This is a genomic window from Streptomyces sp. NPDC055239 (assembly GCF_053606205.1).
Map to the genome: position 1 here is coordinate 276931 of NZ_JBSGRD010000003.1, position 13897 is coordinate 290827.

11 protein-coding genes are annotated in these 13897 nt (G+C 69.6%); 1 reads left to right on the forward strand and 10 read right to left on the reverse strand.

Features of this window, described 5'->3' with window-relative positions; genetic code table 11:
• Positions 1–86: 86 nt before the first annotated feature.
• The 8 genes from ACWFRJ_RS12190 to ACWFRJ_RS12225 all read right to left on the reverse strand — a co-directional run bounded on the left by ACWFRJ_RS12190 (position 87) and on the right by ACWFRJ_RS12225 (position 11460).
• On the reverse strand, positions 87–1469 hold the full coding sequence (locus ACWFRJ_RS12190; protein ID WP_453527877.1) for a ThuA domain-containing protein: 1383 nt from the start codon (positions 1467–1469) through the stop codon (positions 87–89).
• A gap of 18 nt (positions 1470–1487) precedes the next feature.
• Positions 1488–3989, reverse strand: a complete 2502-nt coding sequence (locus ACWFRJ_RS12195; protein WP_453527880.1) for a PQQ-dependent sugar dehydrogenase — start codon at positions 3987–3989, stop codon at positions 1488–1490.
• A 240-nt stretch (positions 3990–4229) separates the two neighbouring features.
• Positions 4230–5231 carry a sugar phosphate isomerase/epimerase family protein gene (locus ACWFRJ_RS12200; protein ID WP_453527883.1) on the reverse strand — a complete coding sequence of 334 codons (1002 nt, stop codon included), beginning with the start codon at positions 5229–5231 and terminating at the stop codon, positions 4230–4232.
• A 12-nt stretch (positions 5232–5243) separates the two neighbouring features.
• Entirely contained in the window at positions 5244–6461 is a 1218-nt protein-coding gene (locus ACWFRJ_RS12205; RefSeq protein WP_453527886.1) for a Gfo/Idh/MocA family protein, read from the reverse strand.
• Positions 6462–6509: 48 nt separating this feature from the next.
• Positions 6510–7550, reverse strand: coding sequence for a substrate-binding domain-containing protein (locus ACWFRJ_RS12210; RefSeq protein ID WP_453527889.1), 1041 nt, complete (start codon positions 7548–7550; stop codon positions 6510–6512).
• A gap of 18 nt (positions 7551–7568) precedes the next feature.
• The gene (locus ACWFRJ_RS12215) at positions 7569–8588 is read right to left on the reverse strand and encodes an ABC transporter permease (protein ID WP_453527892.1); all 1020 of its coding nucleotides are present in this window, start codon (positions 8586–8588) and stop codon (positions 7569–7571) included.
• Positions 8585–10102, reverse strand: a complete 1518-nt coding sequence (locus ACWFRJ_RS12220) for a sugar ABC transporter ATP-binding protein (RefSeq protein WP_453527895.1) — start codon at positions 10100–10102, stop codon at positions 8585–8587. Before ACWFRJ_RS12220 ends, ACWFRJ_RS12215 begins: the two co-directional genes overlap by 4 nt.
• 176 nt (positions 10103–10278) lie before the next feature.
• Positions 10279–11460: an ROK family transcriptional regulator gene (locus tag ACWFRJ_RS12225; protein WP_383274458.1), complete on the reverse strand. Its 1182-nt coding sequence runs from the start codon at positions 11458–11460 to the stop codon at positions 10279–10281.
• Positions 11461–11728: 268 nt separating this feature from the next.
• Here ACWFRJ_RS12225 and ACWFRJ_RS12230 point away from each other — a divergent pair, with 268 nt between their 5' ends.
• Positions 11729–12148: a PaaI family thioesterase gene (locus ACWFRJ_RS12230; protein ID WP_453527899.1), complete on the forward strand. Its 420-nt coding sequence runs from the start codon at positions 11729–11731 to the stop codon at positions 12146–12148.
• Between the two features lie 12 nt (positions 12149–12160).
• Here the strand turns inward: ACWFRJ_RS12230 and ACWFRJ_RS12235 are convergent, their stop codons facing one another.
• A complete protein-coding gene (locus ACWFRJ_RS12235; protein WP_453527902.1) occupies positions 12161–12841 on the reverse strand; it encodes a GntR family transcriptional regulator in 681 nt (226 codons plus the stop codon).
• 87 nt (positions 12842–12928) lie between these two features.
• Positions 12929–13876, reverse strand: a complete 948-nt coding sequence (locus ACWFRJ_RS12240; RefSeq protein WP_453527905.1) for a beta-ketoacyl-ACP synthase III — start codon at positions 13874–13876, stop codon at positions 12929–12931.
• Positions 13877–13897 lie beyond the last annotated feature (21 nt).

The window sequence follows — 13897 nt, forward strand, 5'->3', positions numbered from 1 at the left end:
CGGGCGGAGAGCGGACGGACAGAAATAGAACGGCGGACAGGGATAAGACGGCGGGCGGAGGTCCGGCGTCCTCCGCCCGCCGTCGTCTAGCGGCCCACGCCGGTGGCGTCGCGGGCCGGCAGGTCCTTCACCCGGATGTCGCGGAAGGAGACCTGGTCGTCGGCACCGTGGTTCTGGATGCCGATGTGACCGTCTTTCAGGCTCCTGGCCGGATCCTTGTTGGTGAAGTCGTTGATCTTCACTCCGTTGAGATAGATCCGAAGGCGCTCGCCCTCGACACGGAGTTCGTAGGTGTTCCACTCCCCCGCCGGATTCAGCGCCTTGTCGCGCTTCTTCAGGTCGGCGGACTTGAAGCCGTAGACGGAGCCGGTGGTCTTCTCCGGTACGTCGGTGGCGTCGATCTGGATCTCATAGCCGTTGTTCACGGCCGACCAGGGGTCGTCGGAGGGCGGGAAGCCCACGAAGATCCCGGAGTTGTCGTCGCCGTCCATGCGCCAGTCCAGTTTGAGGGAGTAGGAGCCGAGCTCCTTCTCCCCGTACCAGAGCATGCCCATGCCACCGACGGTCGTCAGGGTCCCGTCCTTCTCGTTCAGCTCGAAGGAGCCGGGGCCCGCCTGCTTCCAGGCGTCCAGCGACTTGGCCGTACCGTCGAAGACCGGCGTGTAGCCCTTCTCCGGGCGGCAGTCGGCCTGCACCGCACCCGTCGCCCAGCGGATCCCGCCGAGCAGATGCGTGCGGTAGGCGGGATCGGCGAAGGACTCCTTGGTGTGGCCGCTGCCCGTGTAGAAGGAGCGGCCTCCCTTGTAGTCCTGGCACCAGGCGATGGGATGGTCGCCGGACATCGAGCCGCCCGTGTACGACGACTCGTCGAGCGAGGCGAGGACGTGGGCGCGGTCCCGGGGGTTGGAGCGGTAGTTGTACCACTCGTCGGTCCGGTCCCAGACTCCCGGCAGATGCGCGGTGGACGGGTGCCCGTGGTCCTCGACCTGGACCTTCGCGGGCTGGATCGCGGGGTGCGACTGGAAGTACGCGCCCGCGAGCTCGCCGTAGAAGGGCCAGTCGTACTCGGTGTCGGCGGCGGCGTGCACGCCCACGTACCCGCCGCCCTGCTTGATGTAGCCCTCGAACGCGCTCTGCTGCTTGGCGTCGAGGACGTCGCCGGTCGTGGAGAGCCAGACCACGGCGTCGTACTTCGCGAGGTTCTTGGCCGTGAAGGCTTTGGCGTCCTCGGTGGCGTCGACGGTGAAGCCGTTCGCCGCGCCGAGTTCCTTGATGGCCGCGATGCCCTCGGGGATGGAGTCGTGCCGGAATCCGGCGGTCTTGGAGAAGACCAGGACCTTCTCGCCCGCTTTCGAGCCCGCCGACGACGAGCCCGAGGGCTCCGGTCTGGAGGCGGCCGGACCCGACACACAGCCGATGAGCAGGGCGGCCGTGGCGGTGGCGATGGTGATGCGTGCGGATGCCCGCATGGTGGCGTTGCCCCTTTCTCAGCTGGTGGTGAAGGTGAAGTCGTCCAGGTCGTACAGGGCTCCGGTGCCCTTGCCCTTGAAGACCAGGAAGAGCGTGGTGGTCGTCTTGGGTGCCTTGCTGATGGCGGTGCTCACGTCCGCGTACGTCTCCCACGAACCGGTCGGCGCGACCTTCGCCTTGCCCAGGAGCCTGCCGGTGGCCGATCCGCTGCGGACCTCGAGCGTGCCTCCGGCGCCGGCCGACGCGACGCGCGCGGTCAGCTTGGTGGCGTTGCCGAGGATGTAGGGCTTGAAGGAGATCCAGTCGCCGTTGTTGATGTCGCCGACCGTCTTGCCGCCGTGTGCCGGGGTGTGGTTGGCCACGGACACGCCCTTGGAGTCGTCGAAGTGCTCGCCCTGGCGCTTCTTGGGCTGGACGACGTTCTGGTCGTGGGTGGTCAGCGCGGGCTGTCCGTTGGCGCCCTTGTCGGTGTACTCAGCGTCGAAGACCCCGAAGATGTTGGCGTTCGGGTCGTGCTCGCCGTCAGCCGACGTCTGGATGGTGCCTTCGCAGCCGTTGGCCGAGGTGACCGGGTGGCCGTGGCTGTCGTGGCCGAGGATGTGCGTGACCTTGACCTTCGTGCAGTCGATCGGGCCGTCTTCCTTGTCGGTCACCTTCACCTTGAAGGGCACCTTGTCGCCGAAGGTGAACATCTGCCCGTCACCCGGGAGTTCCAGGGTCACCTTGGGCGCGGTGTTGCCGACGGTGAGGTGCGCGCTGGCCGAACCGGTGCGCCCGGTGGAGTCCTTGACGGTCACGGTCGCGGTGTAGACGCCGTTCTTCTTGTACGTGTACGAGGGGTTCTGCTGGGTCGACTTGCCGCCGTCGCCGAAGTCCCACGCGTAGGTCAGCGTCCCGCCGTCGGCGTCGGTGGCCTTCGCGGTGAACTTGGTCTTGAGCGGGGCCTGGCCGCTGGTCACGGAGGCGCTGGCCTCGGCGACCGGGGAGTGTCCCTCGGTGGCGTTCTCGATGCGGTAGAGACCGGTGTTCTCGTCGCCGCCGAACCAGGCCGTGCCGTAGTCGAGGACGTACAGCGCGCCGTCGGGGCCGAACTCCATGTCCATGACCTGTGTGCCGGTCCACGGGAACGGGTTGATGGACTGGACCGTGCCGTCCGCGCTCTGCTCGATGCGCTTGATCCAGCGCCGTCCGAACTCTCCGGCGAAGAAGTCGCCGTCGTACGCCTCAGGGAACTTCACCGGGGAGGTGTTGTCCGCGTCGTAGCGGTAGACGGGTCCGCCCATCGGGGACTCGGAGCCGGAGCCGAACTCGGGCACGGAGCCGCCGTCGTAGGGGATCCAGGCCTCCTGCGCGGGCGGCAGGTCGGTCAGGCCGGTGTTGTGCGGCGACTCGTTCTTCGGCGCGGCGCAGTCGAAGGCGGCGCCGGACGTCTTGGTCTCGAAGTCGTAGTCGACGTAGGCGTCGTTCTTGCCGGTGCAGAACGGCCAGCCGAAGTTGCCCGCCTTGGTCACGCGGGCGAACTCGACCTGCCCTGCGGGGCCGCGCTTGGGGTCGGCCGCTCCCGCGTCGGGCCCGTAGTCACCGACGTACACGACGCCGGTCGGCTTGTCGACGCTCAGGCGGAAGGGGTTGCGGAAGCCCATCGCGTAGATCTCGGGGCGGGTCTTCTCGGTGCCCGGTGCGAAGAGGTTGCCGTCCGGGACCGTGTACGAACCGTCGTCGGCGACCTTGACGCGGATGATCTTGCCGCGCAGGTCGTTGGTGTTGCCCGCGCTGCGCCGCGCGTCGAAGGCGGGGTTGCGGCTCGCGCGCTCGTCGATGGGCGTGAAGCCGTCGGAGGCGAAGGGGTTGGAGTCGTCGCCGGTCGAGAGGTAGAGGTTGCCGTCCTTGTCGAAGTCGATGTCGCCGCCCACGTGGCAGCAGGTGCCGCGGCTGGCGGGGACGTCGAGGACCTTCTTCTCGCTGGCGTTGTCCAGGGTGCCGTCGGCCTTCAGGACGAAGCGGGAGAGTCGGTTGACGCCGTCGAACTTCTTGAAGTCCTCGGCCGTGCCGTTCTCCGGGGCGTCGCCCGCGGGGGTGTCGAGCGGGGGCGCGTAGTAGAGGAAGATCGCGCGGTTCTCGCTGAACTTCGGGTCCAGGCCCACGCCCTGGAGGCCCTCTTCGTCGTGCGAGTAGACCGGTATCTTGCCCGCGATCTTGGTGTTGCCCGCGGCGTCCGTGAGGCGGAGCGTGCCGTCGCGGGAGGTGTGCAGGACCGAGCGGTCGGGCAGGACGGCGAGCGTCATCGGCTCGCCCGTCTCCTCCCCGCCCTTGGCGAGGGTCACTTGCTGGAAGTCCTCGGCGGCGGCCTTGCCGTCGGCCGCCTTGTCTGCCTTGTCCGCCTGCGCCTGGGCGGCGCGGACGGCCTCCGGGTCGGCGGCGTTCGCGAGGGGGGCGGCGAGGGTGAGGCTCGCGCCGGCCAGCAGGGTGCCGGTGAAGAGCGCGAGAGTCTTGCGGAGTCTCAGGCGTTTCCTGTGCACGGGGTTCCTCCGGAAGGGGGACGGTCGTACGCGGGTGTGGTGCGGGGGCGCCGGGCGCCGGGGTGCGCCGTCACCCCGGGGAAGATTCATGTCCTGTACACATCAGGGACGGTAGCCACGTTCGTCTTGGACGGAAAGCCCTTGCACAGCAATAGAGTTCAACTTTTCCCTTGGGCAGGACAAAGTGACTCCGAGCAGGGGCTTCCCGGCCAAGGGTTCTTCGGTAGAGGTCGGTAGAGGTCAGTTCCCGCCGAACGCCGCGTCGAACGACGCCGTCGGCGGCTCGAAGTCAAAAGCCTTCAGACGCTTCAGCGCCTCCGGCGCCCCCTGAAGGCGGTCCATCCCCGCGTCCTCCCACTCCACCGAGATCGGACCCTCGTACGCGATCGAGCGCAGCATCCGGAACACGTCCTCCCAGGGGACGTCCCCGTGGCCCGCCGACACGAAGTCCCAGCCGCGGCGCGGGTCGCCCCACGGCAGGTGCGAGCCCAGGCGGCCGTTGCGGCCGTCCAGACGGCGCCTGGCCTCCTTGCAGTCCACGTGGTAGATCCGGTCCCGGAAGTCGTAGAGGAAACCGACCGGGTCAAGGTCCTGCCACACGAAGTGCGAGGGATCGAAGTTCAGGCCGAAGGCCGGGCGGTGGTCGACCGCCTCCAGAGCACGCTTCGTCGTCCAGTAGTCGTACGCGATCTCCGAGGGATGCACCTCGTGGGCGAAGCGCACGCCCTGTACGTCGAAGACGTCGAGGATGGGGTTCCAGCGCTCGGCGAAGTCGTCGTAGCCGCGCTCGATCATCGCCTCCGGCACGGGCGGGAACATCGCCACCAGATGCCAGATCGCCGAGCCGGTGAAGCCGACGACCGTGTCGACGCCGAAGGCGGCCGCCGCGCGTGCCGTGTCCTCGATCTCGCGGGCGGCGCGCTGCCGGACCCCTTCCGCGTCGCCGTCGCCCCAGATGCGGGCCGGCAGGATCGCCTGATGCCGCTCGTCGATGATCGCGTCACAGACGGCCTGCCCGACCAGGTGGTTGGAGATGGCCCGGCACTTGAGGCCGTACTTGTCGAGCAGCTGGCGGCGCGAGTCCAGATAGGAACGGTCGTTCAGCGCCTTGTCGACCTCGAAGTGGTCTCCCCAACAGGCGAGTTCGAGTCCGTCGTAGCCGAAGTCGCGCGCGTGTCGGCAGACTTCCTCAAGGGGCAGGTCGGCCCACTGGCCGGTGAAGAGCGTGAAGTCGCGGGGCATGAACAGGCCTCCTCAGACCGTGACGGGGGTGGCAGCTATGTAGGTGTAGACCGAGTTCTTCGCCGCGCTCTCCTCCACCGCGGCGAGCACCCGCTGCACCGAGAGTCCCGCGGCGAAGGACGGTTCGGGCTGCTCGCCCGTGGCGATGGCGTGCAGCAGGTCGCGGGCCTGGTGCACGAACGTGTGCTCGTAGCCGAGTCCGTGACCCGGCGGCCACCAGGCCTCCAGGTATGGGTGGCCCGGCTCGGTGACCAGGATGCGGCGGAAGCCCGAGGACGTGGCGGGCTCCGTGTGATCGTGGAAGGAGAGCTCGTTCAGGCGTTCCAGATCGAAGGCCAACGAGCCCTCGGAGCCGTTGAGTTCGAGCCTCAGGGCGTTCTTGCGGCCCGCGGCGAACCGGGTCGCCTCGAAGGACGCGAGGGCGCCCGACGGGAAGCGCCCCGTGAAGACCGCAGCGTCGTCCACCGTCACCTGCCCGGCCGCGGCGCCCCCCTCCGCCGTGAGACCGCTCGACGCCCCTTCGAGCAGCGGCCGCTCCCGTACGAACGTCTCGGTGAGCGCCGAGACCCCCGCCACCGGCTCCCCCACCAGGAACTGCGCGAGGTCCACGATGTGCGCGCCCAGATCACCGAGCGCGCCCGAACCCGCGCGGTCCTTGCGCAGCCGCCACGTCAGCGGGAAGCCGGGGTCGACCAGCCAGTCCTGGAGGTAGGTGAGCCGCACGTGCCGCAGCGTGCCGAGCCGCCCATCGGCGACCATCTGCCGGGCGAGCGCGAGAGCGGGAACGCGGCGGTAGTTGAAGCCGACCATCGCCACCTGCCCCCGTACCCGGGCCCGCTCGGCGGCCTCGACCATCGCCTCGGCCTCCTCGACGGTGTTGGCGAGCGGCTTCTCGCACAGGACGTGCTTCCCCGCATCGAGCGCGGCGATCGCGATCTCCGCATGGCTGTCGCCGGGGGTGCAGATGTCGACGATGTCGACGTCGTCACGGGCCACGAGTGCGCGCCAGTCGGTCTCCGCGGCCGCCCACCCGAGGCGGTCCGCCGCGGCGCGCACGGCGGAGCCGTCACGTCCGCAGACCGCCGAGAGGACCGGCCGAAGGGGCAGATCGAAGACGCGTCCGACGGTTCGCCAGCCCTGGGAGTGGGCGGCGCCCATGAAGGAGTATCCGACCATGCCCACCCCCAATGGCCGCTTACCGGTCTCAGCCTCGTGTTCCGTCTCACGCATGCGGTACTCCTCCTCGTAAATGCTCGGTGGGGGGTGCGGACGCGCGCATCACTTGAAGCCGGTGGACATGTACTTGCCGACGTTTTCCTTGTCGACCACGGCCGAGTAGAGCGTGATGAAGGCCGGGATCTCGAACTCGGCCATGCCGCTGACGCCCTTGCCCTGCCCGAGGGCGCGCGCCAGGTCGATCGCGGACGCGGCCATGGTCGGCGGGTAGAGGACGGTGGCCTTGAGCACGCTGTCGTCGGACTCGATGGCCTGCATCGCGGAGAGCGCCCCGGCGCCGCCGACCATCAGGAAGTCGTCGCGTCCTGCCTGCTTGATGGCGCGCAGCGCGCCCACGCCCTGGTCGTCGTCGTGGTTCCACAGGGCGTCGAAGTTCTTCTGGGCCTGGAGGAGTTGGGACATCTTCGACTGTCCCGACTCGACGGTGAAGTCGGCGGCCTGCCGGGCGACCTTCTCGATGTTCGAGTAGTTCTTCAGGGCGTCGTCGAAGCCCTTCGAGCGCTGCTTGGTGAGTTCGAGGTTGTCGAGTCCCGCGAGTTCGACGACCTTGGCGCTCTTCTTGTCCTTGAGCTTCTCGCCGATGTAGTGGCCGGCACTGAGGCCCATGCCGTAGTTGTCCCCGCCGACCCAGCAGCGGTAGGCCTGCGGCGAGGCGAAGACCCGGTCGAGGTTGACGACGGGGATGCCCGCCTTCATGGCCTTCAGGCCGACCTGGGTGAGCGCCTTGCCGTCGGCCGGCAGGATCACCAGGACGTCGACCTTCTTGTTGATCAGCGTCTCGACCTGGCCGATCTGGGCGGCAGTGTCGTTCGAGCCCTCGGTGGCCTCGAGCGTGACGTCCGAGTACTTCTTCGCCCGCTCCTTGGCGTTGTCGTTGATCGCGTTGAGCCAGCCGTGGTCGGCCTGCGGGCCCGCGAAGCCGATGGTGACCTTCTTGCCGGGCTTGTCGTCGGCGACCGGCTGGTCCTTGGCGTCCGAGCCCTCGTCCTTGGCTTCATTGCTGGTGCACCCCGTGATGAGGGCACCGGTGGACAGGGCGGCGGCTCCGAAGAGCAGCCCTCTGCGACTCGTGATTTCTGGCATGGCGGTGAACCCTTCGGGTCAGGTGGTTGAGGCCGTACGTCGCTGGACGAGCACCGCGGCGACGATGATCGCCCCCTTGGCGATCTGCTGGACGGCGGTCTCCAGGTTGTTGAGCGCGAAGATGTTCTGGATCGTCGTGAAGATCAGCACGCCGAGCACGGAACCGATGATGGTGCCGCGGCCGCCGCTGAGCAGGGTTCCGCCGATGATCGCGGCGGCGATGGCGTCGAGCTCGTAGAGGTTGCCGTTGGTGTTCTGGCCCGACCCGGAGAGGATGATGAGGAGGAAGGCCGCGATGCCGCAGCAGAGGCCGGAGAGCAGGTAGAGGTAGAGACGCTGCCTGCGTACGTCGATGCCCGCGAGCCGCGCCGCTTCCGCGTTGCCGCCGACCGCGACCGAGCGGCGCCCGAAGGTGGTGCGGTTCAGGAGCAGCCAGCCGACGACGGTGACGGCCGCGAAGACGAGCACGAGCGGCGGTATGCCGAGGATGTACGAGTCGCGCTCACCGAGCTTCAACACCCCTTCCACGCTGACCATTTGGGTCTTGCCGTCGGTGATCTGGAGCGCGAGACCGCGGCCCGCGGCCAGCATCGCGAGCGTCGCGATGAACGGCACCATCGCGCCGTACGCGATGAGCATGCCGTTGACGAGGCCGCAGGCCATGCCGACGATCACCGCGGTGAAGAGGATGCCCGCGAAGCCGTACTCCTGTGTGGCGACCGTCGTCGCCCACACCGAGGCGAGTGCGACGATCGCGCCGACCGACAGGTCGATGCCGCCGGAGATGATCACGAAGGTCATGCCGACCGTCACGACGCCGATGACGGACGCCTGGGTGAGGATCAGCTGGACGTTGTCGGTGTCGAGGAACGAGTCGGGCTGGGTGATGCCGCCGATCAGGACGAGGACGGCGAGCACACCGAGCAGGGACAGCGTCCGCACGTCGGCGCGTGCGACGATCAACCGCAACGGGCTTGCGCCGTCCGCCGGTTGAGCCTTCGATGCGGCGGGCCGTGGCGGCGATGCGGGCTGCGTCATGACGCCGGGCTCCCTTCGAGTACGAGGTCGAGTACACGGTGTTCGTCGAGGTCACGGGCGGGCGCCGTATGGACGACGCGGCCTTCGCGGAGGACCAGGACACGGTCGGCGAGGCCCAGGACTTCGGGCACTTCACTGGAGACGAGCAGGACGGCGAGGCCGTCGTCGGCGAGGCGGCGGATCACGGCGTACAGCTCGGCGCGGGCGCCGACGTCCACACCGCGGGTCGGCTCGTCGAGCAGCAGGACGCGGCAGCCGCGGAGCAGCCAGCGGGCCAGGACGGCCTTTTGCTGGTTGCCGCCCGAGAGCGTGCGCACCGGCGCTGAGGGGTTGTCGGGCCGTAGGGAGAGCTCGCGGGTCGCGGCCTGCGCTGCCTTCTTCTCGGCACCCCTGTCGAGCCAACCGCCGCGCGAGAAGCGGGACATGGTGGAGACCGACACATTGTTGGTGACGGACTCCAGCATCAGCAGGGCCTGCGCCTTGCGCTCCTCGGGGGCGAGGCCGAGCCCCGCGCGCACGGCGGCGCGTACGCTGCCGGGCCGCAACGCCTGTCCGTCGACGATGACTTGACCGGCGGTCGGCTTGCGGGCCCCGTAGATCGTCTCCAGGATCTCGGAGCGTCCGGAGCCGACGAGTCCGGCCAGGCCGACGATCTCGCCGGGGCGAAGTTCGAGGTCGATGGGTTCGAACTCGCCCTCGCGGGCGAGGCCCGACGCCTTCAACACCGGTTCGGTCGTGGGCGGTTCGATGGGGCGGTCCGGGAAGACGTACTCGACGTTGCGGCCCGTCATCAGGGCGACGACCTCGCTGGTCGGGGTCTCCTTCGCGGGGAGTCCGCCCGCGACCGCCCGGCCGTCCTTCAGGACGGTGACGCGGTCGCCGATGCGGCGGATCTCTTCGAGGCGGTGGGAGATGTAGACGACGGCGACGCCGTCCGCCGTGAGGGCGGCGACGATACGGAAGAGGTTGTCGACCTCGTCCGGGTCGAGGGCGGCCGACGGCTCGTCCATGACGATGAGACGCACTTCGTGGGAGAGCGCGCGGGCCATGGAGACGATCTGCTGATGGGCGGCGGAGAGGTCGCCGACGAGCGTTCCCGGGTCGATCTCTCCGTGCCCAAGTCGCTTGAGGAGGGCGGCGGTCGAGGCCTTGGCTTCTCGTCCCTTGACGACGAAACCGGCGGCGGTCGGCTCATGCCCCAGGTGGACGTTCTCGGCGACGGACAGGCCCTCCACCAGGTCGAGCTCCTGGTAGATGGTGGCGATGCCCAGGCGCATGGCGGCGATGGGCGACTTGAGCGTGGTGCGTTCGCCGCGCCAGGTGATCTCGCCGTCGTCGGGCTGGTGGGCCCCGGCGAGGACCTTGATGAGCGTGGACTTCCCGGCGCCGTTCTGACCGAGGAGGCAGTGCACTTCACCGGCCTGGACCTGGAGGTCGACGCCGTCGAGGGCGCGGACTCCGGGGAACGACTTGGTGATGCCGGACATGGTGAGCAGCGGTGGTTCTGGTGCCATGACAGGTTCCCTAAGGCGGGTGCGGCCGGTTACAGGGCAGGGCGGGGCAGGGCAACGGCCCATGAGGGGCAGAGCCTGTTTCGGAGCAGGGCGAGGCAGCGCGCTGTACTGGGTGAGGTGGGGTGAGGTGCGTGACGTCGTACGGGGTCGTTGCTACGGGTCGTACTACGTGCCGGTCAGGCCGGTGAGAAGAGGTGGTCGCTGATGAGCCGGGCGCCGCCGATGACACCGGCGGTGGGTCCCAGCTCGCCCAGGACGATGGGGAGGTTGCCGGTCGCCAGAGGCAGCGACTGGCGGTAGACCTGCGTACGGATGGCGGCGAGCAGCGTGTGGCCGAGACCGGTCACACCGCCGCCGATCACCACGAGGCCCGGGTTGAAGAAGCTGACGAGGCCCGCGATGACCTGTCCTGTCCGGTTGCCGCCCGCGCGGATGAGGTCGAGTGCGGTGGCGTCCCCGGCGGCGGCCGCCGCGGCGACGTCGACCGCGCTGAGCTTCCCGGCGGTTTCGAGCCGGGTCGCGAGCTCCTGGAGGAGCCCTTGACCGACGGCGTCCTCCGCGTCGCGGGCGAGTGCCGCGCCGCTGAAGTACGCCTCGAGGCAGCCCTTGTTGCCGCAGGCGCAGGGCCGCCCGTCAGGTTCGACCTGGATGTGGCCGATGTCGCCCGCGCTGCCGGTCACCCCTCGGTAGACCTCACCGCCGACGACGATCCCGCAGCCGATGCCCGTACCGATCTTGACGCAGAGGAAGTCGCCCACGGAGCGTGCGACGCCCGCGTGCTGTTCCCCCATCGCCATCAGGTTCACGTCGTTGTCGACCATGACGGGGCAGCCCAGATCCTGACTGATGGCCTCCCGTACGGGAAAGCCGTCCCACCCCGGCATGATCGGCGGGGCGACCGGGACACCCTCGGGGAAGCGGACGGGACCCGGGACGCCGATTCCGGCGCCGTCGAACCCTTCCGCGAGCCCGGATGCCTTCAACTTGGCCGCCATGGCGAGGACTTGCTCGAAGACGGCAACGGGGCCTTCGCGCACGTCCATGGGCTGGTTGATGTGGCCGAGTACCTCCAGCTCGGCGTTGGTCACCGCTACGTCGACCGAGGTCGCGCCGATGTCCACGCCGAGGAAGCGGAGGCCGGGGGCCAGGCGGATGTTGTGGGAGCGGCGGCCGCCGCGCGAGGCGGCGAGTCCGTCGGCGACCACGAGTCCGGTCTCCAGGAGCCGGTCCACCTCGACGGCCAGTTTCGACCGCGAGAGGTCGACCTGATCGCCCAGCTGGGCACGGGAGTTGGGCCCTCCGTCACGCAGCAGCCGCAGCAGTCGCGCCTGGTGCGCATTGGCGGGTCGAGCCGTCATACGTCTCACGCGCCCCTCCCCGCCTCATTGGGCAACTCTTGTCGTCCCACTCGTCCCGCAGCGGCGGATTCTCGCCGTCGCGTCGGGCTTTCGAGGGGAACGTAGCAGCGCCTGCCGGGAGTGGGAAGAAGTTGCGCAGGAATTACCCATGACTTTCTCCAGTCACAGGACAAAGAAGCGGACAAGGCTCTGCCGCGAGGGGCACGCGCACGCCCCATTACCTCCGCGGTAATTGCCCGCTCCGCGCCATCGCGGGCACGGTGACCGCATGCCTTCCGACACCGCGAGTACAGCCGATCTCCTGGCCGCTCTGCCCTTCGCCGGGCACCTGGGCATCACCCTCGACGAAGCCGCGGCCGACCGCGTCACCGGCGCCCTGCCCTGGTCGGCTCAGCTGTGCACGGTGGGTGGTGTTCTGCACGGTGGGGCGCTCATGGCGCTCGCCGACACCGTGGGCGCGGTCTGCGCCTTCCTCAATCTGCCGGCGGGGGCGGGCACGTCAACGGTGGAGTCCAAGACGAACTTCTTCCGCGCCGTGCGCTCGGGCAGCGCCCGCGCCGTGGCCCGCCCGCTGCACGTGGGCCGCTCCTTCGTCGTCGTACAGACCGAGGTCTACGACGACGAGGGGCGCGCGGTCGGGCAGACGACGCAGACGCAGGCGGTCCTGGCTGCCCGGACCACGGACTGACGGGCTGACGCGTCAGGCTTCGCGCTCGCGCCGGTGGTACGTCTCCCGCGTGTGCTCCGTGTGCGCGCGCATGATCTCCGTGGCCCGGCGCTCGTCGCGCTCGGCGATCGCCGCGATCAGCGCACGGTGCTCGATCCAGGACTGCTTGCCGCGCCGACGGGCCACCGGCGTGTAGTACCAGCGCACCCGGCGGTCCACCTGACCGGCGAGTTCGGCGAGGACGACATTGCCCGCGAGCTCCATCACCTTGGCGTGGAAGGCCGCGTTGGTGGTCACCACCAGGTCCACCTCGCCGTCCGCGACGGCCTGTTCCCCCTTGGCGCACAGCTCTTCCAGGGCGGTGATCCCCGCGGTGCCCGTGTTGGCCGCGGCGAGCCGGGCGGCCTCCGCCTCCAGGAGCGTACGGACCGTGAGCAGCTGGTCCGCCTCCTCCTCGGTGGGCTCGTGCACGAACGCGCCCTGCGCGGGGCGCAGATCGACCCAGCCCTCGGTGTTGAGCCGCTGCAGCGCCTCGCGCACCGGCTGCCGCGACACCCCCAGGTGTCCGGCCAGTTCGCTCTCCACGAGGTGCTGGCCCGGCTGGAGCGCGCGGGTCGTGATGAGCTCGAGCAGCGCTTCGTAGACCCGCTCGCGGAGCGGACCTGGCCGTTCGAGCTTGGGCACCGCACCCTGCGGCAGTCCTGTGGACAACATCGCGGTCCCCTCGTCGACGATTGCCTTTTGTCTACAGTCTACTGAGCACAATGGCCAGCACCAGGGGGAGTTGGGCCCGTCACACGGCTACGCGCAGCGGATGACCTGGCCCGCGTACGACAGGTTCCCGCCGAAGCCGAAGAGCAGCACCGGATCACCGTGGACGATCTCGCCGCGCTCGACCAGCTTGGACAGGGCGAGCGGGATGCTGCCCGCCGAGGTGTTGCCCGAGTTCACGACGTCGCGCGCGACGACGGCGTTGACCGCGCCGATCCGCTCGGCGAGCGGCTCGATGATGCGCAGGTTGGCCTGGTGCAGCACGACCGCCGCCAGGTCCGCCGGGGTGAGACCGGCCCGCTCGCAGGCCTTGCGGGCGAGCGGCGGCAGCTGCGTGGTCGCCCAGCGGTAGACGCTCTGCCCCTCCTGGGCGAAGCGCGGGGGCGTGCCCTCGATACGGACGGCGTTGCCCATCTCGGGCACCGAGCCCCAGAGCACGGGGCCGATGGCGGGGATCTCGGTCGGTTCGCACGCCTCGACGACGGCCGCTCCTGCGCCGTCCCCGACCAGGACGCACGTGGTGCGGTCCGTCCAGTCGGCCACCTCGGACATCTTGTCCGCGCCGATCACCAGGGCACGGGTGGCGCCACCGGCCCGCACGGCGTGGTCGGCCGTGGCGAGCGCGTGCGTGAAGCCCGCGCACACGACGTTGATGTCCATGGCCGCCGGTGACGGGATGCCGAGGCGGGCCGCCACCCGCGCCGCCATGTTCGGCGAGCGGTCGATGGCCGTGGAGGTGGCGACGAGGACGAGGTCGATGTCGTCGGGCGCGAGGCCCGCGGCGGCGACGGCCTTGGCCCCCGCGTGCGCGGCGAGCTCGTCGACCGGCTCCTCGGGTCCCGCGATATGACGGGTGAGGATGCCCACGCGGGAGCGGATCCACTCGTCGCTGGTGTCGACCATGCCCGCCAGATCCTCGTTGGTGAGGATCTTGGCGGGCTGGTAGTGGCCGACGGCGGCGATGCGTGAGCCGTGCATGAACGGGTCCCCCTTGGTGCC

What these genes read in the sequence shown, in the direction of transcription:
- ACWFRJ_RS12235 (WP_453527902.1), bottom strand. Translation starts at nt 12,841, where the DNA reads ATGTTGTCCACAGGACTGCCGCAGGGTGCGGTGCCCAAGCTCGAACGG.
- ACWFRJ_RS12230 (WP_453527899.1), top strand. Translation starts at nt 11,729, where the DNA reads ATGCCTTCCGACACCGCGAGTACAGCCGATCTCCTGGCCGCTCTGCCC.
- ACWFRJ_RS12200 (WP_453527883.1), bottom strand. Translation starts at nt 5,231, where the DNA reads ATGCCCCGCGACTTCACGCTCTTCACCGGCCAGTGGGCCGACCTGCCC.
- ACWFRJ_RS12190 (WP_453527877.1), bottom strand. Translation starts at nt 1,469, where the DNA reads ATGCGGGCATCCGCACGCATCACCATCGCCACCGCCACGGCCGCCCTG.
- ACWFRJ_RS12240 (WP_453527905.1), bottom strand. Translation starts at nt 13,876, where the DNA reads ATGCACGGCTCACGCATCGCCGCCGTCGGCCACTACCAGCCCGCCAAG.
- ACWFRJ_RS12225 (WP_383274458.1), bottom strand. Translation starts at nt 11,460, where the DNA reads ATGACGGCTCGACCCGCCAATGCGCACCAGGCGCGACTGCTGCGGCTG.
- ACWFRJ_RS12220 (WP_453527895.1), bottom strand. Translation starts at nt 10,102, where the DNA reads ATGGCACCAGAACCACCGCTGCTCACCATGTCCGGCATCACCAAGTCG.
- ACWFRJ_RS12205 (WP_453527886.1), bottom strand. Translation starts at nt 6,461, where the DNA reads ATGCGTGAGACGGAACACGAGGCTGAGACCGGTAAGCGGCCATTGGGG.
- ACWFRJ_RS12210 (WP_453527889.1), bottom strand. Translation starts at nt 7,550, where the DNA reads ATGCCAGAAATCACGAGTCGCAGAGGGCTGCTCTTCGGAGCCGCCGCC.
- ACWFRJ_RS12215 (WP_453527892.1), bottom strand. Translation starts at nt 8,588, where the DNA reads ATGACGCAGCCCGCATCGCCGCCACGGCCCGCCGCATCGAAGGCTCAA.